Origin of the sequence: Aerophototrophica crusticola, from assembly GCF_012913305.1 — a bacterium.
Taxonomy (GTDB): domain Bacteria; phylum Pseudomonadota; class Alphaproteobacteria; order Azospirillales; family Azospirillaceae; genus Niveispirillum; species Niveispirillum crusticola.
Window position 1 is genome coordinate 3,377,078 of record NZ_CP051775.1, and the last position, 16,134, is coordinate 3,393,211.

The 16,134-nt window shown below is 70.5% G+C and carries 15 protein-coding genes and 1 riboswitch; of the genes, 7 read left to right on the top strand and 8 right to left on the bottom strand.

Annotation, left to right across the window (positions count from 1 at the left end; all coding sequences use genetic code 11):
* Positions 1-227: 227 nt before the first annotated feature.
* The 7 genes from HHL28_RS16605 to HHL28_RS16635 all read right to left on the bottom strand — a co-directional run bounded on the left by HHL28_RS16605 (position 228) and on the right by HHL28_RS16635 (position 6,124).
* Positions 228-1,163, bottom strand: a complete 936-nt coding sequence (locus HHL28_RS16605; RefSeq protein ID WP_075773410.1) for a calcium-binding protein — start codon at positions 1,161-1,163, stop codon at positions 228-230.
* Between the two features lie 498 nt (positions 1,164-1,661).
* A complete protein-coding gene (locus tag HHL28_RS16610) occupies positions 1,662-2,138 on the bottom strand; it encodes a universal stress protein (RefSeq protein WP_075773411.1) in 477 nt (158 codons plus the stop codon).
* Positions 2,139-2,166: 28 nt separating this feature from the next.
* A complete protein-coding gene (locus HHL28_RS16615; protein WP_075773412.1) occupies positions 2,167-2,952 on the bottom strand; it encodes a TIGR02186 family protein in 786 nt (261 codons plus the stop codon).
* On the bottom strand, positions 2,949-3,869 hold the full coding sequence (locus tag HHL28_RS16620) for a sulfite exporter TauE/SafE family protein (RefSeq protein ID WP_075773413.1): 921 nt from the start codon (positions 3,867-3,869) through the stop codon (positions 2,949-2,951). Before HHL28_RS16620 ends, HHL28_RS16615 begins: the two co-directional genes overlap by 4 nt.
* A 272-nt stretch (positions 3,870-4,141) precedes the next feature.
* Positions 4,142-4,840 carry a pyroglutamyl-peptidase I gene (locus HHL28_RS16625; protein WP_169655509.1) on the bottom strand — a complete coding sequence of 233 codons (699 nt, stop codon included), beginning with the start codon at positions 4,838-4,840 and terminating at the stop codon, positions 4,142-4,144.
* 79 nt (positions 4,841-4,919) lie between these two features.
* On the bottom strand, positions 4,920-5,114 hold the full coding sequence (locus HHL28_RS16630) for a hypothetical protein (RefSeq protein ID WP_075773631.1): 195 nt from the start codon (positions 5,112-5,114) through the stop codon (positions 4,920-4,922).
* Positions 5,115-5,128: 14 nt separating this feature from the next.
* Entirely contained in the window at positions 5,129-6,124 is a 996-nt protein-coding gene (locus HHL28_RS16635) for a hypothetical protein (protein WP_169655512.1), read from the bottom strand.
* A gap of 173 nt (positions 6,125-6,297) precedes the next feature.
* Between HHL28_RS16635 and HHL28_RS18945 the strand changes: the two genes are divergently transcribed.
* On the top strand, positions 6,298-8,211 hold the full coding sequence (locus HHL28_RS18945; protein ID WP_404326023.1) for a PD-(D/E)XK nuclease family protein: 1,914 nt from the start codon (positions 6,298-6,300) through the stop codon (positions 8,209-8,211).
* Positions 8,153-8,989 carry a PD-(D/E)XK nuclease family protein gene (locus tag HHL28_RS18950; protein WP_404326024.1) on the top strand — a complete coding sequence of 279 codons (837 nt, stop codon included), beginning with the start codon at positions 8,153-8,155 and terminating at the stop codon, positions 8,987-8,989. Before HHL28_RS18945 ends, HHL28_RS18950 begins: the two co-directional genes overlap by 59 nt.
* Before the next feature lie 661 nt (positions 8,990-9,650).
* On the opposite strand, the gene secB is transcribed toward HHL28_RS18950, so the two are convergent.
* Positions 9,651-10,154, bottom strand: coding sequence for a protein-export chaperone SecB (gene secB / locus HHL28_RS16645; RefSeq protein WP_075771171.1), 504 nt, complete (start codon positions 10,152-10,154; stop codon positions 9,651-9,653).
* A gap of 180 nt (positions 10,155-10,334) precedes the next feature.
* Positions 10,335-10,412: riboswitch (SAM riboswitch) on the top strand.
* Between the two features lie 68 nt (positions 10,413-10,480).
* On the opposite strand from secB, the gene metZ reads away from it, so the two are divergent.
* From metZ to HHL28_RS16670, 5 genes are all read left to right on the top strand, one after another.
* On the top strand, positions 10,481-11,689 hold the full coding sequence (gene metZ / locus HHL28_RS16650) for an O-succinylhomoserine sulfhydrylase (RefSeq protein WP_075771183.1): 1,209 nt from the start codon (positions 10,481-10,483) through the stop codon (positions 11,687-11,689).
* Between the two features lie 62 nt (positions 11,690-11,751).
* On the top strand, positions 11,752-12,003 hold the full coding sequence (locus HHL28_RS16655; RefSeq protein ID WP_075771170.1) for a type II toxin-antitoxin system ParD family antitoxin: 252 nt from the start codon (positions 11,752-11,754) through the stop codon (positions 12,001-12,003).
* Positions 12,004-12,017: 14 nt separating this feature from the next.
* On the top strand, positions 12,018-12,320 hold the full coding sequence (locus HHL28_RS16660) for a type II toxin-antitoxin system RelE/ParE family toxin (RefSeq protein WP_075771169.1): 303 nt from the start codon (positions 12,018-12,020) through the stop codon (positions 12,318-12,320).
* Between the two features lie 110 nt (positions 12,321-12,430).
* Positions 12,431-12,955: a hypothetical protein gene (locus tag HHL28_RS16665; RefSeq protein WP_075771168.1), complete on the top strand. Its 525-nt coding sequence runs from the start codon at positions 12,431-12,433 to the stop codon at positions 12,953-12,955.
* 285 nt (positions 12,956-13,240) lie between these two features.
* Positions 13,241-16,042 carry a [protein-PII] uridylyltransferase gene (locus HHL28_RS16670; protein WP_075771167.1) on the top strand — a complete coding sequence of 934 codons (2,802 nt, stop codon included), beginning with the start codon at positions 13,241-13,243 and terminating at the stop codon, positions 16,040-16,042.
* Positions 16,043-16,134 lie beyond the last annotated feature (92 nt).

Below are 16,134 nucleotides of genomic sequence, written 5' to 3' on the forward strand. Positions count from 1 at the left end.
GAAGGCGAACTTTGCTTGATGGAAAGTCGCTGGGCAAGGGGGTAGCGGGTTGATCCATCAACACGGACGACACGGACTTTCCACGGACGGCCACGGACCGGTTGCTGCCACCCCGGCCGGTCGCTTGTCGCGCAGGGGCTCGCCGCGCTGCGCGCTCCACCCGTGTCCGTGTCGTCCGTGGCGTGTCCGTGCCGTCCGTGTCGATGGCGCCGCCCGGAACTCCAGCCTTACGCGTACACGAAGTCGCCAGCCGACAGGGTCACCGACCCGGCCAGCAGGACCACCAGTTCCGGCGTCGTGTCGCCGCCGGTGTTGCCGAACAGCCAGGTGCCCTGGGCGTCCTGGAAGGTGCGCAGCTCGCCCACGGCGGCCACCTCGCCCGCCCCGGCGAAGGACAGCCGCTGGACCCCCTCCAGCCCGGCATTGCCGTCGAATGCGCCCAGGCCGATCCTGTCGCCGGCCGCGGCGTCGAAGTCGATGACCAGGTCCGGCGCGTCGCCGGTGCTGTCGGCGGCGTTGAACAGCCAGAAGGTGTCGGCCCCCTCACCGCCGAACAGCAGGTCGCTGCCCGCGCCGCCGTTCAGATGGTCGTTGCCGTCGCCGCCGTACAGCTCGTCCGCGCCGGCATTGCCGAACAGCCGGTCATTCCCGGCCCCGCCTTCCACCAGGTCAGCAGCCGCCGAGCCCCGGATCTCATTGGCCAGGCTGTCGCCCCGGACCCAGCCGGCCTGGCGCATGGTGATGTTCTCCACGTTCAGCCCGTCGGCCAGGAAGAACTCGTCCCCGCCATTGTATTCCACCGTGTCGATGCCGCCGCCGGCGGTCTCCACGATGCGGGTGGCGGTCTGCACGTCGGGGTCATAGGCCAGGGTCGGCAGCACATAGGTGTCGTTGCCGTTCCCGCCTTCCAGCCGGTTCAGGCCGCTGCCGCCGGACAGGCGGTCATCGCCGTCGCCGCCCAGCAGGATGTCGTCCCCGTCGCCCCCGAACAGCCTGTCATTGCCGCTGCCGCCTTCCAGCCGGTCGTTGCCGGCCTCCCCGTACAGGGTGTCGGCGCCGCCGTGGCCGCGCAGGATGTCGTCACCACCCCGGCCCCACATGATGTCGCCATAGGCGGAGCCGTCGCGGACGTCGTTGCCGGCCTTGCCGTACCAGGAACCCATTCTCTGCTCCCCAACTTCATTACCCCCTGGCGGCGCGTCGTCCGCCTTAAGGGATCGTTAACCAAACGACATGAGCTGGCAATTCGGGAGCGACGCACCCTTTTCTTGTCACGCCGGGGAATGTCACAAGCCAGGATTTATACCAGCCGCCGTTGATCGTGACCGATCAACGGCCCCTCAGGCGCCGGGCGCCGCCATCCGGCGGCTTGGCTCACGCGGGCATGGGCCCGCGGGCCGGCGGTCGCCGGCCTCCAAGCGCATGAGTCAAAAACTCATGCGCTTGGTATTACCCGACCGGGCGGGGATCAGTCCGGTATCGGATTGTTCCGGGGGCGGTGCAGACGTGAAGTATCCGTCGGGCCCGGAGGGGAGGCCCCCATCGTGGCCAACGCGCCTCCAGGGTTCACCGCATGACGCCAACATCCCGTGATCCCCGCGAAAGCGGAGATGACGGGCAGGGCGGTTAGTACTGTTGAAGCTATCAAGCCAACCCTGGGCTCACGTGATCGCGTCAAGCTGCGGGTCGGACAGGTTGCCCGGCACGATGGTGACGGGGATGCGCAAGGACCCCGACATCTGCCCCACCACATAGCTGATCAGCGGCCCCGGCCCGCCCCGGCCCGTGCCGGCGGCCAGGACGAGGATGGAGATGCTCGGCTCCTCCTGGATCAGGGCCAGGAGCTGTTCCGACCGGTTGCCCTCCCGGATATAGAGGGCCGGCACGTTGCCGGAGATGGCGACCACCTCCGCCGCCAGCTTCTGCAGGAGCTGCTCCGCCTCCTCCCGCTGCTCGGCCTTCATCAACTCCTCGATGGCGCCCCATTGCTGCAGCTCGCCCGGCTCGATCACGTGCAGCAGCGCCACCCGCCCGCCGGTGTTGCGGGCCCGGCGGGCGGCGTAGTGCAGGGCCACGGTCATCTCCTCCGACTCGTCGACGACGACCAGGAAGATGCGCTGGTGGGTCTCGTTCGGCATGGCGGCCTCCCCCGGGATACGGTTGGCGTCAGGACTTGCGGAAGATCGCGCCGGCCAGCCAGCCGGCGGAGACGGCAAGGGCGATGCCCAACAGGGCGTACCAGATGCTGTCTCGCTTGGCGAACTCGAACACGCTGGCGGAAAAGCCCACCTTGCTGACCAGCAGCGGGGTCGTCTGGGCACTGACCACGTCCCCGTCGCGGATCAGGTAGACGCTGGCCGTGTAGGTGCCGGTGGGCACGTTGGCCGGGAAATGGATGCGGGTACGGAACAGGCGCTGGCCCAGGAAGGACACCTCCTCCGCCTCGGTGCTGTACAGGCCCTGGCGCTGTTTGTTGCGGATCAGGGCGGCCCGGAACTCCGCCACCCGCTCGGCGCTGGCGCTGCCGCGGGGGACCAGGCGCAGATGGTCCAGCCCGATCTCATGCCGTTGCAACACGGCGGGGGGCACGTCCGCCTCCAGCGGGCGGCTGGTGGCCAGGCCGTAATAGGCGGGGACCCGGTCGAAGGTGATGTCCTCGTTGTTCACCCAGATGCCGACGATCCGTTCCTTCTGGCGGACGGTGACCTCCGCCTCCGGCCCCTGCACCACCACGGCCACGTCGCCCGCCCCGTCCACGGCGCCGAACAGCACCACGTCGGTGCCGATGAAGCCCGTGGTGATGGCCACCAGATGGCTGGACAGGTCGGCCACCAGGGACTGGGCCCAGGCCTGCCGGGCCGCCAGCCAGAAGCAGGCCGCCGCCAACAGGACACAGGCCAGGAAGGCCGGCAGGGCAAGGCGCCGGCGGGCCGCCTTGGGCGCCGCGGTCATGGCATCCCCGGCCGGGTGATGGAGAACAGGTCCTCCGGCCGGACGATCAGGTCCACGGCCAGCTTCACCGCCACGGCCATGACCATCAGGGCCAGCAGGGCGCGGGCCTGCTCACCCCGCAGCCGGGCGCCGGCCCGGGTGCCGAACTGGGCGCCGATCACCCCGCCCACCAGCAGCAGCATGGCCAGCACGATGTCCACCGTCTGGTTCGTGGCGGCCTGGAGGAAGGCGGCCATCCCGGTGGAGAAGATGATCTGGAACAGGGACGTGCCCGCCACCAGCCCGGTGGGCATGCCCAGGATGTAGATCATGGCCGGCACCAGCAGGAAGCCGCCGCCGATGCCCATGATGGCCACCAGGATGCCGCCGACGAAGCCGATCCCCGCCGGCAGCAGGGCGGAGATGTACAGCCGCGACCGCGGGAAGCGCATCTTGAAGGGCAGGCCGTGCAGCCAGGTGTGGTGGTGCAGCTTGCGCGGGGCCACGGCCTTGGCCCGGCCGCGCAGCATGGTGCGGATGCTCTCCCACAGCATCAGCCCGCTGACCGTGCCCAGGAAGAAGACGTAGGAAAGGGAGATCACCAGGTCGATGTGGCCCAGTTGCTGGAACAGGCCGAACAGCCAGACCCCCAGCCCGGTGCCCAGCACGCCCCCCACCAGCATCACCCCGCCCAGCCTCACGTCCACATTGTTGCGTCGCCAGTGGGCCAGCACGCCGGACACGCTGGCGCCCACCAGCTGGTTCGCCTGGGTGCCCACCGCCACGGCGGGCGGCACGCCGATGAAGATCAGCAGCGGCGTCATCAGGAAGCCGCCGCCCACGCCGAACAGGCCGGACAGGAAGCCGACGCCCCCGCCCAGCCCCAGGATCAGGAGGGCATTCACCGAAAGCTCGGCGATCGGGAGATAGACCTGCATGGGGGAGGCTGGGCACCGAGGAGGGGCGGGACGGCAGGGTAACCCCGCACCAACCCCGGCAGAAGGGGGAAAATCCCGCGGGATGCCGGGAACCTTTCGCCGCACCCGGTCCTTCGGAACTCCCCAGCGTCGCGGCTATCGACACGGATGACGCGGATGGTTTCCGGATTTTCACGGATAAGGAAATCAGAGCGCGGCAAAGCCGCGCAACGATCCGTACTCCAAGATCGCGCCCCGGTGCTGACACGCGACCATCCGTGCCAATCCGGACATTATCCGTGTCCATCCGTGTCTTCTGGAACACCCCAAAAAACGGAGGCCCCCACCAAGGCCTTCGGGCCTTCAGCCGACCGCCAGCCCTTCCGACACCACCCGACGATCACCCGCGCCGCCGCCAGTTGCCGGTCCAGCCCCATGCCCGTGCGGCGGCCCGCATCCTCCGGCTTGATGCCGTCCGGCAGGGGTGGGACGTGGATGAAGCCGGCGGGGACCGGGTGCCCTTTCCGCTCCAGCCAGTGCCGGGCCTGGAAGAACAGGTGGTTGCAGATATAGCCGCCGGCGTCCCGGCTGGGCTTCACGGCATACCCCTCCGCCTCCAGCCGGTCGGCGATGGCGTCCAGGGGCAGGGTGGACCAGTACCCCATGGGGCCGTCCGGGTCGATGGGCCGGTTGCGGCGGGCCACGCCGTCATTGTCGGCGGCCGCGGCATCGTCCAGGTTCAGGGCCAGCCGTTCCGGCCGGATGGCGTCCGTCTCATAGGCCAGGCCGAACATCAGCAGCGCGTCGGGCTGCAGCCGCTCCAGCGCGTCCAGCAGCCGCGGCGCCGCCCCGGCATAGGTGACCGGCAGGCGCAGGCCGGTGACCCGGGCCCCCGCCACCTCGGTCCCGTCCAAACCTTCCGCGATCAGGGCGCTGGGGTTGCGGGCATGGCCCAGGAACGGCTCGAAGCCGGTGACGAGGATCAGGGGCATCGGGGGGGTGCTGCCTTGGCAGTCGGGACGATGGCCGCCAGCCAAGCAGCCGCCGCGCGGTTTGGCAAGGGCCGCGCGATCAAGAAAATCCCGTCAGCTGGATCGTCCAGTCCGGCTGGGACGGCGGCTTGGGTGCGGTGACGGTGACGCTCTGCCAGCCCATGTCCCGGAACTGCTGGGCCTGGGCCTGCACGTCCGCCTCGGCGGCGGACCCTTCCACGGTCACGGTCTTGCTGACGGCCAGGGTGTCCGGGGCGGCGGTCGTGTCGGTCATGGGGTGGTCCCCCCTCACTGTTGGGTGGCGGCGGTAACGGTGGCCTGGAGCTGGGCCAGCAGGCCGCTGCTGCCGGTGGCGTCGGTCAGGAAAAGCCGCAGCAGCCGGCGGGCATTGTCGCCGCTGGTTGGCGACAGCCCCATCTGCGCCGCCTGCTGCGCCGTGGTGGCGAAGCCGGAGATCTGCGCCGCCTGCTGGGCCGCCGTGACGGCCTGGGTGTCGGTCAGGGCCTGGATCTGCTGCAACAGGGTGCCGCGGGCCTGCACCTGGGCCGGGGCCACGTCCACCGCCTGGAACCGGGTATCCGCCAGGGCCTGGATCTGGGCGTCGGCGGTCTGGTACTGGGCGCCGGCCTTCTGGCTGATCTGTTGCAGGGCGCCGGCGAAGCTGCCCGCGAACTCATAGGCTTCCAGGTCCACCAGCGCCTCCAGCAGGGAGTAGTTGGGCGACTGGAGCTTGGTCATGATCCCGGCCAGGGTGGCGCGGCGGCTGGCCACCATCTGGGTGACCAGGGCCGGCACGGTCTGGTCGTAGAAGGCGTTCTTGTCGATGGAGCTGCGCGCGCCCAGCAGGGCGCCGGACAGGCCGCTGAACACGTCCTTCGCCGTCTCCGTCCCCGACAGGACGGACGCGGTGTTCAGCCCGATCACCGCCAAGTCGCTGCCGATGGCGAAATTCTTCGTCTCCACCCCCAGGCCGGCCAGGAACTGCTTGAACCGGGCATCCACGGCGGCGATGCGGGCATAGACCACCTGGTCGCGGTAACTGGGTTGCTGGTCCGTGGGCAGCCCCTGCCAGGTCTTCACCACGTCCGGCGCCAGGTAGGGCTGGACCGATTGCAGCACCTCATCCGCCGTCTGCAACGGCTTCGGCGCGCCGACGATGGCGGGGGACCCGCAGCCGGACAGGGCCAAGGCCGACAGGGGCAGCAGCCACGCCAAGGATCGTCCTACCCGCACCGCCACGCTTTCCTCCCCCATCGGCTTAACCCGTTCGATGGAAGCCAGCATAGTGCAACCGGCAAGGGGCGCAAGATGGCTGAAAGCTGCGCGTGGTACGAGAGCTGGTGATAAATTCATGTCGCTGTGACCAAGGCCCGGGTCCGCCCCACGCTGCCGGGGTTTGACCTCGCCCCCCGGGCCGGGCAGGCTGGGGCCGTCCCCGTCGCTTCAGGCCCCGCCCCGTGCCCCAGCCGAACCTGTTCACCCTGCCGCCCTCCCTGCCCTTCGTGGACGCCCTGGCCGCCGGCGTGCTGGACCAGGTGGGGACGGACCCGCTGGCCCTCAGCCAGGCCACCATCCTGCTGCCCACCGCCCGCGCCAAACGGTCCCTGCGGGAGGCCTTCCTGCGCCGGTCGGAGGGGCAGGTGACCCTGCTGCCGCGCATCTCCTCCCTCAACGACGTGGATGAGGATGAGCTGTCCCTGCGGCTGGAAGGGCTGGCGGGCAGTGCCGGCGGGCTGGACCTGGCCCCCGCCATCAGCCCGCTGCGGCGGCAGTTGCTGCTGACCCGGCTGGTGACCCAGGTGCCGGACTTCACCGCCACCATCCCCCAGGCCGCCCGGCTGGCGAAGGAGCTGGGCAAGCTGATCGACCAGGTGCAGACGGAGGGGCTGGATTTCGCCCGGCTGACGGACCTGGTGCCGGAGGACTATGCCGAGCACTGGCAAAAGACCCTGAGGTTCCTGACCATCGTCACGGAGCACTGGCCCGCCATGCTGGCGGCGGAAGGCTGCGTGGACCCCGCCGCCGACCGCAACGCGCGGCTGGCCGCGCTGGCACAGGCGTTCCAGGCGGACCCGCCCGCCGGCCCGGTGATCGCCGCGGGCTCGACCGGCTCCATCCCCGCCACGGCCGACCTGCTGGCGGTCATCGCCCGGCTGCCCCGGGGGGCGGTGGTGCTGCCCGGCCTGGACCAGGACATGGACGCGCTGAGCTGGGAGGCGCTGGACCCCGCCCACCCGCAATTCGGCCTGAAGTCCCTGCTGGACCGGCTGGGCGTGCGGCGGGAGGAGGTGCGGCCCTGGCCGGTGCCCGCCGACGTGGTGCCCTGCAGCCCCGCCAGCCGCGGGTGGCTGCTGGCGGAGGCGCTACGCCCCGCCGACACGACAGAGGCCTGGCGCGACCTGGACAGCCTGCCCGACGACGCGCTGGACGGGCTGATGCGCGTCGATGCCCCCACCCCGCAGGAAGAAGCCGGCACCATCGCCCTGATCCTGCGCCAGGTGCTGGAGACGCCGCGCCAGACGGCGGCCCTGGTCACCCCCGACCGTGACCTGGCCCGGCGCGTGGCCATGGAGCTGCGCCGCTGGGGGGTGGAGGTGGACGACAGCGCCGGCCGGCCCCTGTCCGCCACCCCGGTGGGCAGCTTCCTGCGCCTGCTGGCGGACACGGCGGTGGACCCGTCACCGGTGCGCTGGCTGTCCCTGTTGAAGCACCCGCTGGCGGCGGGGGCCTGGAGACCACCCGGTTCCGCCGCCATGCCCGCGCCCTGGAACGCGCCATCTTCCGCGGCCCCCGGCCGCCCGCCGGGCTGGAAGGGCTGCGCCACGCCGTCACCACGGCGGAGCACCGCGCCTTCGCCACCCATGGGGAGCGGGAGGAGCTGCTTTCCTTCCTGGATGGGCTGGCCGGGCGGTTGGGCCCCTTGCTGGAGGCCATGCGGGGGAAGACCGGCCCCTGGCCGATTGGGTGGAACTGCACGGCACCGCGGCAGAGGCCCTGGCCGGCACCGACAAGGAACACGGCGCCCTGCGCCTCTGGGCCGGCGACGACGGGGAGGCGGCGGCCCGCTTCCTGCGCGAGGCCAAGGACGCGGCGGAGGGCTTCCCCGCCTTGTCCGGCACCAACTATGCCGGCATGCTGGAGGTGCTGCTGGGCGGGCAGGTGGTGCGTCCCAGCTTCGGCCTGCACCCCCGCCTGCACATCCTGGGCCTGCTGGAAGCCCGGTTGCAGCAGTTCGACGTGATGGTGCTGGGCGGGCTAAACGAGGGTACCTGGCCGCCCGCCCCGCCCGCCGACCCGTGGATGAGCCGCCCCATGCGCCAAGCCTTCGGGCTGCCGGCGCCGGAACGGCAGGTGGGCCAGACCGCCCATGACTTCGCCCAGGCTGCCGGGGCGCCGCTGGTGGTGCTAACCCGGAGCGAGCGGGTGGAGGGCACGCCCACCGTGCCGTCCCGCTGGCTGCTGCGCCTGGACACGGTGCTGGACAAGGCTCGCCGCCTGCCCGCCCTGACGGCAGAGGCGGGGGAATGGCTGGCCCTGCAACGGGCCCTGGATTGGCCGGAGGCGGTGCGCCCCTGCCCGGCGCCGGCCCCCACGCCGCCCGTCTCCGCCCGGCCCCGCCGCCTGTCGGTGACGCAGGTGGAAGCCTGGATGCGCGACCCCTATGCCGTCTATGCCCGGCATGTGCTGGGCCTGTCGGCGCTGGACCCCATCGACGCCGACCCCGGGGCAGCGGAGCGGGGGCAGGTGCTGCACGCCGCCCTGGACGCCTTCGTCCGCAAGTTCCCCGAAAAGATGCCGCCCAATGCCCGCCAGGAACTACTGGCCTGCGGGCGGGACGCGTTCGGCCCGCTGCTGGACCAACCCGGCGTCTACGCCTTCTGGTGGCCGCGGTTCGAGAAGGTGGCGGACTGGTTCCTGGCGCTGGAGGAACAGCGCCGCGCCGCCAAGGTCATGCCGCTGGCCACGGAGGTGAAGGGCCAGCTGGTGATCGACGGCCCCGCCGGCCCCTTCACCCTGACCGCCAAGGCCGACCGGCTGGACCGGCTGCCGGACGGGCGGCTGTCCATCCTGGACTACAAGACCGGCACACCCCCAGCGCCAAGGAGGTGCGGCTGGGCAAGGCGCCGCAGTTGCCGCTGGAAGCCCTGATCGCGGAGGCCGGCGGCTTCGAGAACGTGCCCGCGGCGAAGGTGGGGGCGCTGGAGTTCTGGCAGCTCAGCGGCGGCGACCCGGCGGGCAAAGTCCACGACCTGTCGAAGGAAGACCCCTCCGCCCTGGCGGCAGAGGCCCGTGACGGCTTGGCCGCCCTGGTCGCCCTGTTCGACGACCCAGCCACCCCCTACCGCAGCCAACCCCGCCCCGGCTGGGCCCCCCGCTACACCGACTACGCCCACCTGGCCCGCGTGGCCGAATGGTCCGCCGGGGTGGGGAGGGGGAGGGGTGACCCCGTTCCCTCTCCCGGGGGAGAGGGTAGACCGGCCGCCAGGCCGGGACGGGTGAGGGAGGTGGGAGCACCGAAACGTACCCCCTCTCCCCGCCGGGGAGAGGGTTGGGGTGAGGGGGTACCGGGAGCAGGCCGATGGTCGGTCCCTACACCCACCTCCCTCACCCGGCGCTATCGCGCCACCCTCTCCCCAAGGAGCAGGGCTATCGCATATGAAAATCCCAAGTACGTTCCGTGCATTTGGAACCGCTCTTCGAGTAGCGATTCTGCCCGAAACGCACCCAGCAGAGTTCGATGTTTGCCGGGCGGAAGCGGGTCGAGCGCCATATGCGATAGCCCTGCCCCAAGGAGAGGGGAAGGGAGGGGTCAGGCCGTACCTTGGGGCTCGGCCATGTCGTCGCCCTGGGCGGACATCAGCTGGCGGCGGTACAGGTCGACGAAGTCGATGGGCTGCAGCATCAGCGGCGGGAAGCCGCCCTGCTGGGTCATGTCGGCCAGGATCTGCCGGGCGAAGGGGAACAGCAGGCGCGGCCCCTCGATCAGCAGCAGGGCGCGCTGCTGGTCGGCCGGCAGCGGGGCCATGGTGAAGACGCCGCAATAGACCAGCTCGGCGATGAAGGCGGTGCGGTCGCCCTGGGTGGCCTCCGCCCGGAAGGACAGCTGCACCTCGGCCACGTTGTCGCCCAGGGGGCGGCCCTGCACGTCCACCTGCAGGTCGATCTTCGGGGCCCCGTTGCCGGCCAGCAGGCTCTGCGGCGCGTTGGGGTTCTCGAAGGACTGGTCCTTCACGTACTGGACGTTGACGATGATGGGGGAGCCGCCCCGCTGCTCGTTCTCGGCCTCGTTGGTGCCGTTGGTCTCATCGGACATGGGGTGCGCTCCTGGGGGTCGTCACTGGTTGGTTCTCGGGACGCGCGGGCCTAGCACGGAAGGCGCGTGGCTGGCAACCCGAAGGAAGCGGCCGCCGACTGCCCGAACAGCCCAGACCATGGGACATCGCGGCATTGTGCCCGGGTCGGGTTGACAGGCGGGGCGCTTGGGCGTTGAAAGGACGCGGTACGTGGCGATTTGCAGACCGGATTGCGGGCCACGCTAAAGAAGCCGCTAAAAGGTCGAAGCCGTCGATGCCGGGATGCTTCCCGCGGGTTGCGCGCCTCGATCCACCGGTCGGGCAGACAGGCGCACCCGAGGACATGATGGCAGAGCACGCGGACGACCTCCCCCTCTCCCCCCAGACCCTGCTGGTCCATGCCGGCACCCGCCGCAGCGGCTTCGACGAGACCAGCGAGGCGCTGTACCTGACCTCCGGCTTCGTCTACGGCACGGCGGAGGAGGCGGAGCACGCCTTCGCCAACGAAGGGGTGCGCTTCGTCTACAGCCGGTTCCGCAACCCCACTGTGGCCATGTTCGAGGACCGGCTGGCCACGTACGAGGGGTATGAGCGCTGCTTCGCCACCGCCTCGGGCATGGCGGCCGTCCACGGGGCGGTGATGGGGCTGCTGAAGGCGGGGGACCGGATCGTCGCCAGCCGGGCCCTGTTCGGCTCCTGCCTCTACGTCGTCAACGACATCGCCCCCCGCTTCGGGGTGGAGACGGTGCTGGTGGACGGCACGAAGCCGGAGGAATGGGAGGCCGCCCTGTCCAAGCCGGCCACCCTGGTGTTCCTGGAGACGCCCAGCAACCCCTGCCTGGACCTGGTGGATCTGGAGCATGTGACGGCCCTGGCCCACAAGGCCGGCGCCCTGGTGGTGGTGGACAACGTCTTCGGCACGCCGGTCTTGCAGAAGCCCAAGCGTTTCGGCGTGGACGTGGTGGTCTATTCCGCCACCAAGCACATCGACGGCCAGGGCCGCTGCCTGGGCGGCGCCATCCTGTGCAACAACGAGGTGGCGGCCAAGCTCAGCCCCTACCTGCGCCACACCGGCCCCACCATCAGCCCGTTCAACGCCTGGGTCCTGCTCAAGGGGATGGAGACACTGGAACTGCGCGTCCGCGCCCAGACGGCCAGCGCCCTGGCCGTGGCCCAGGCGCTGGAGGCCCACCCGGCGGTGGCCCGCGTCCTCTACCCCGGCCTGCCCAGCCACCCGCAGCATGAGCTGGCCCAGCGGCAGATGCTGGCCGGCAGCACCCTGGTCTGCTTCGACGTGAAGGCGCCGGAAGGCCAGGGCAAGGCGGCGGCCTTCGCGGTGGAGAACGCCCTGAAGGTCATCACCATCTCCAACAACCTGGGCGACAGCAAAAGCCTGATCACCCACCCCGCCACGACAACCCACCAGCGCCTGACCGACGCGGAACGCGCCACCCTGGGCATCAGCCCGGCGACCCTGCGCCTGTCCGTGGGGCTGGAGGACCCGGCCGACCTGGTGGCGGACCTGCGGCAGGCGTTGGACGCGCTCGGCCGTTGAACGGGGCGGGGGATGATGTCAGATTATGTCAAAGCCTGACATTGCCGCCCCGGAGCCCCGCCATGAACGTCTCCCTCACCCCCCAGCTTGAGGAGTTCGTCCGCCGCAAGGTGGAGACGGGGCTTTATACCTCCGCCAGCGAGGTGGTGCGGGAGGCGTTGCGGTTGCTGGAGTCCAAGGAGCGCACCGAGCGGGAAAAGCTGGAAGCGCTGCGCCGCGACATACAAGAAGGCATTGACAGCGGCTTCGAAGACCTCAACATGCAGGAGATTATCCAAGAAGCACACCGGCTGAGGAAGGAAGGCCGGCTTTAACAAGCGGGACTTGCATGGCGGGCAAGCGGGTCAGACGATCGAACCTTGCCAAGGCCGACCTGCTGGCGGTGTGGGGCTATATCGCGGGCGACAGTCCGCGGGCCGCCGACAAGCTGCTGAAAGAGATCGACAAGAAGCTGGCGCTCTACGCCAGGAAGCCGGACATCGGCCGGCGCCGCCCGGAGTTGGGCTTGGACCTGCGCTCCTTCCCTCATGGCACCTACGTCGTCTTCTACCGGCCATCACCGGACGGGATCGAGGTGGTGCGCATCCTCAGCGCTTACCAGGATGTCTCCGGCCAATCCTTCGACGCCTGACACCCGCGGCCCCCTGCCGCAGTTATATTGCAGTGCAGCATAAGTTTGCACCGCAACATGAGAAGGTGCTACCTGTTGGTCCGGCGGTGGATCACGGTTGGAGGCATCTCATGGCCCGCAAGGCGACGATGGACGGGGCCCGCTCGGCCCAGGTCTGGGGGGAACTGGCGGCAACCGCGCTGGTGCTGGGGGAAACGGCCTGGGCCGCCCAGGTGGTGATCGGGCTGCGCATGACCCGGCTGGCCGGCGTGATGGCCGATCCCAAGACGGCCAGCGACCCGGAATTCCGCACCATGGTCTGGGAAAAGCTCCAGGCCGCCACCAACGCCAACCTGGCCATGGCCGAGGGCATGCGCGTGGTGCAGGACGGGCTGTGGGACTGGGGCTCCCGCCAATGGGAAGCGGCGGAGGAAGCCTGGATGAAGCTGCTGTTCACCACCGACGCGACCAAGGCCGCCGACATCCAGACCCGCTTCGCCGAGGCCAGCCTGAACGCGGCGGAGACGGCCTGCAACCACATGTTCCTGGCGGCCAGCCGGCTGGGGGGCCTGGGCCTTGCCCCCATCCACAAGGCGGCCAGTGCCAACGCCAAGCGCCTGGCGCGGGAAGCGCGGCTGCCCTTGCTTGCAGGCTAGGGCGGAACGCCCCGGCGGCGGCGGATGCGGCTGGAGACCGGCGACCGCCGGCCCGCGGGCACGTGCCCGCGTAAGCCAAGCCCGCGGATGCGGGCGCCCAGCGTCTGAGGGGGTCGTTGATCGGCAACGATCAGCGGCCGACGACATGGAACCCGAACGAGGCCCGGTCACGCCCCTGTGAACGGGCCGAAGGAGCGCCAGATGTCCGGGGGCCCGGCAATACACACGCGCCTCCGCTTCTTTCGTGGCATATTGTCGGGCAGGCTTACCCCCGGACCGCCCGCCATGCCCGACACCATCGCCACCCCCGTCGCCCCGCCTGCCGACCTGCCCACCCGAGCGGGGATCGGGCAGCGGCTGGATGCCTTGCTGAAGGGGGGCCGGGGCAAGGACCCGGTGCCGGCAGAAAGCATCCGCGGCCCCGTGCTGGCCACCCTCAAGGCGATGCTGGAGGAAGGGCGCCAGGGCATCCGCGCCCGGTTCGAATCCTCCCACCGCGGCGACGCCTGCGTGGAGGAGACGGCGGCCCTGACCGACGCCATCGTCCAGGCCCTGGCGGACTTCACCCTGGGCCACGTCTTCCCCGTGGCCGCGCCCACCAAGGCGGAAAAGCTGGCCATCGTCGCCACCGGCGGCTACGGCCGGGCAGAGATGGCGCCCTATTCCGACGTGGACCTGCTGTTCCTGCTGCCCTACAAGCGCACGCCGCGGGTGGAGCAGGTCGTGGAATACATGCTCTACCTGCTCTGGGACCTGGGCTGGAAGGTGGGCCACGCCGTGCGCTCGGTGGATGACTGCATCCGCCAGGCCGACGGCGACATGACCATCCGCACCAGCCTGCTGGAGGCGCGGTACCTGTGGGGGGAGCCGCGGCTGTTCATCGAGCTGCGCAAGCGCTTCGCCAAGGAGGTGGTGGCCAGCAGCGCCAACGCCTTCATCGAGGCCAAGCTGGCGGAGCGGGACGTGCGCCACCGCAAGGTGGGCGACAGCCGCTATGTGCTGGAACCCAACGTGAAGGAGGGCAAGGGCGGCCTGCGCGACCTTCAGACCCTGTTCTGGATCGCCAAATACGCCTACCAGGTAGAGGCGGTGCCCGAGTTGGTGGCCAAGGGCGTGCTGCTGGCGGAGGAGGCGCAGCGCTTCGCCAAGGCGCAGCTGTTCCTCTGGACCACCCGTTGCCAGCTCCACTACCTGACGGGGCGGCAGGAGGACCGGCTGACCTTCGACGTCCAGGCGGAGATGGCCCGGCGGCTGGGCTACACCAACCATGCCGGCAGCTCCGACGTGGAGCGGTTCATGAAGCACTACTTCATGGTGGCAAAGGACGTGGGCGACCTGACCCGCATCCTCTGCGCCACGCTGGAGCAGGAAAGCCGCCGCGCGCCCCGCTTCGCCTTCCTGCGCCGGGCCTTCGGCCGGGCGGAGCTGGAGGGGTTCAGCCTGGAGGCGGGCCGCCTGAACGTGCGCGGCACCACCCATTTCCGGGAAAAGCCGGTGGATTTGATCCGGCTGTTCCACGTGGCCCAGGCGCACGACCTGGACATCCACCCCAACGCGCTGCGCGCCATCACCCGGGCCCTGTCCGCCGCGGGGCCGAAGCTGCGCCAGGACCCGGAGGCCAACCGGCTGTTCCTGGAGATCCTGACCAGCCGCAAGGACCCGGAGCTGGCCCTGCGGCGGATGAGCGAGGCGGGGGTCCTGGGCCGCTTCGTCCCGGATTTCGGCCGCATCGTCGGCATGATGCAGTTCGACATGTACCACCACTTCACGGTGGACGAGCACACCCTGTTCGCCATCGGCATCCTGCACCGGGTGGAGACGGGGGAGCTGAAGGACGAGGTGCCGCTGGCGTCGGAGGTGATCCACACCGTCAACTCCCGCCGCGCCCTCTATGCGGCCATGCTCTGCCACGACATCGCCAAGGGCCGCGGCGGCGACCATTCCATCCTGGGCGCCAAGGTGGCGGAGAAGCTGTGCCCCCGCCTGGGCATGACGGAGGAGGAGACGGAGACGGTGGCCTGGCTGGTGCGCTGGCACCTGGCCATGTCCAACACCGCCTTCAAGCGCGACCTGGATGACGAGCAGACCATCAAGGCCTTCACCGACCTGGTGCAGAGCCCGGAACGGCTGAAGCTGCTGCTCTGCCTGACGGTGGCGGACATCCGCGCCGTGGGCCCCGGCCGCTGGAACGGCTGGAAGGCCACCCTGCTGCGCCAGCTCTACCGCCGGGCGGAGGAACGCATGTCCGGCCGGGTGGAGCAGGAGGCGACGGACGGCCGCGTCCAGGCCGCGCGGGCCGAGCTGGCGGCCCTGCTGTCCGATTGGCCGGCGGCGGACATGGAGGCCCACCTGGCCCGCGGCTACCCCTCCTATTGGCTGGCCTTCGATACCCAGACCCTGGCCCACCAGGCCCGGCTGATCCGGGAGGCGGAGCGGGAGCATGCGCCCCTGACCCTGGACACGCGGCTGGACAAGGGCCGCGGGGTGACGGAGGTGACCGTCTATACCCCCGACCATCCCGGCCTGTTCTCCCGCCTCGCCGGGGCCTTGGCCCTGGCCGGGGCGGACATCGCCGACGCCCGCATCTTCACCATGGCCAACGGCATGGCCCTGGACGTCTTCACCGTCACCGCCGCCGGTGGGGGCGCCTTCGACAGCGCGGACAAGCGGGCCCGGCTGGCCGCCCTGGTGCGCAACACGCTGGAGGGCGGCGTGCGCCTGACGGACGAGCTGGCGCGGCGCAGGCCCACCATCACCGGCCGCACCCGCGTGTTCCGCGTGCCGCCGCGGGTGCTGGTGGACAACACCCTGTCCGGCGCCCACACGGTGGTGGAGGTCAACGGCCGTGACCGGCCGGGCCTGCTCTATGACCTGACCCGGGCGCTCACCCAGCAGAACCTGCAGATCGCCTCCGCCAAGATCAGCACCTATGGCAGCCTGGCGGTGGACGTCTTCTATGTGAAGGACGTCTTCGGCCTGAAGGTCACCCACGCCCGCAAGCTGTCCGACATCCGCACCGCCCTGCTGGCCGTGCTGGACGACCCGGCCGCGGCGGAGGCCAAGGTGGCCAAGAAGAAGGCGGGTTAGGGCGTGTTTACGGAAACCGTAAACACGCTCCGGCGGCGACTGCCGCCGCGCCCGCCCATGCGGGCGTGAGCCAGGCCGCGGATGCGGCGCCG

Bases quoted from the DNA above. Each gene is read 5' to 3' on its own strand.
- HHL28_RS16605 (WP_075773410.1), bottom strand. From the start codon at position 1,163: ATGGGTTCCTGGTACGGCAAGGCCGGCAACGACGTCCGCGACGGCTCC.
- HHL28_RS16610 (WP_075773411.1), bottom strand. From the start codon at position 2,138: ATGCCGAACGAGACCCACCAGCGCATCTTCCTGGTCGTCGTCGACGAG.
- HHL28_RS16615 (WP_075773412.1), bottom strand. From the start codon at position 2,952: ATGACCGCGGCGCCCAAGGCGGCCCGCCGGCGCCTTGCCCTGCCGGCC.
- HHL28_RS16620 (WP_075773413.1), bottom strand. From the start codon at position 3,869: ATGCAGGTCTATCTCCCGATCGCCGAGCTTTCGGTGAATGCCCTCCTG.
- HHL28_RS16625 (WP_169655509.1), bottom strand. From the start codon at position 4,840: ATGCCCCTGATCCTCGTCACCGGCTTCGAGCCGTTCCTGGGCCATGCC.
- HHL28_RS16630 (WP_075773631.1), bottom strand. From the start codon at position 5,114: ATGACCGACACGACCGCCGCCCCGGACACCCTGGCCGTCAGCAAGACC.
- HHL28_RS16635 (WP_169655512.1), bottom strand. From the start codon at position 6,124: ATGCTGGCTTCCATCGAACGGGTTAAGCCGATGGGGGAGGAAAGCGTG.
- HHL28_RS18950 (WP_404326024.1), top strand. From the start codon at position 8,153: ATGCGCCAAGCCTTCGGGCTGCCGGCGCCGGAACGGCAGGTGGGCCAG.
- secB (WP_075771171.1), bottom strand. From the start codon at position 10,154: ATGTCCGATGAGACCAACGGCACCAACGAGGCCGAGAACGAGCAGCGG.
- metZ (WP_075771183.1), top strand. From the start codon at position 10,481: ATGGCAGAGCACGCGGACGACCTCCCCCTCTCCCCCCAGACCCTGCTG.
- HHL28_RS16655 (WP_075771170.1), top strand. From the start codon at position 11,752: ATGAACGTCTCCCTCACCCCCCAGCTTGAGGAGTTCGTCCGCCGCAAG.
- HHL28_RS16660 (WP_075771169.1), top strand. From the start codon at position 12,018: ATGGCGGGCAAGCGGGTCAGACGATCGAACCTTGCCAAGGCCGACCTG.
- HHL28_RS16665 (WP_075771168.1), top strand. From the start codon at position 12,431: ATGGCCCGCAAGGCGACGATGGACGGGGCCCGCTCGGCCCAGGTCTGG.
- HHL28_RS16670 (WP_075771167.1), top strand. From the start codon at position 13,241: ATGCCCGACACCATCGCCACCCCCGTCGCCCCGCCTGCCGACCTGCCC.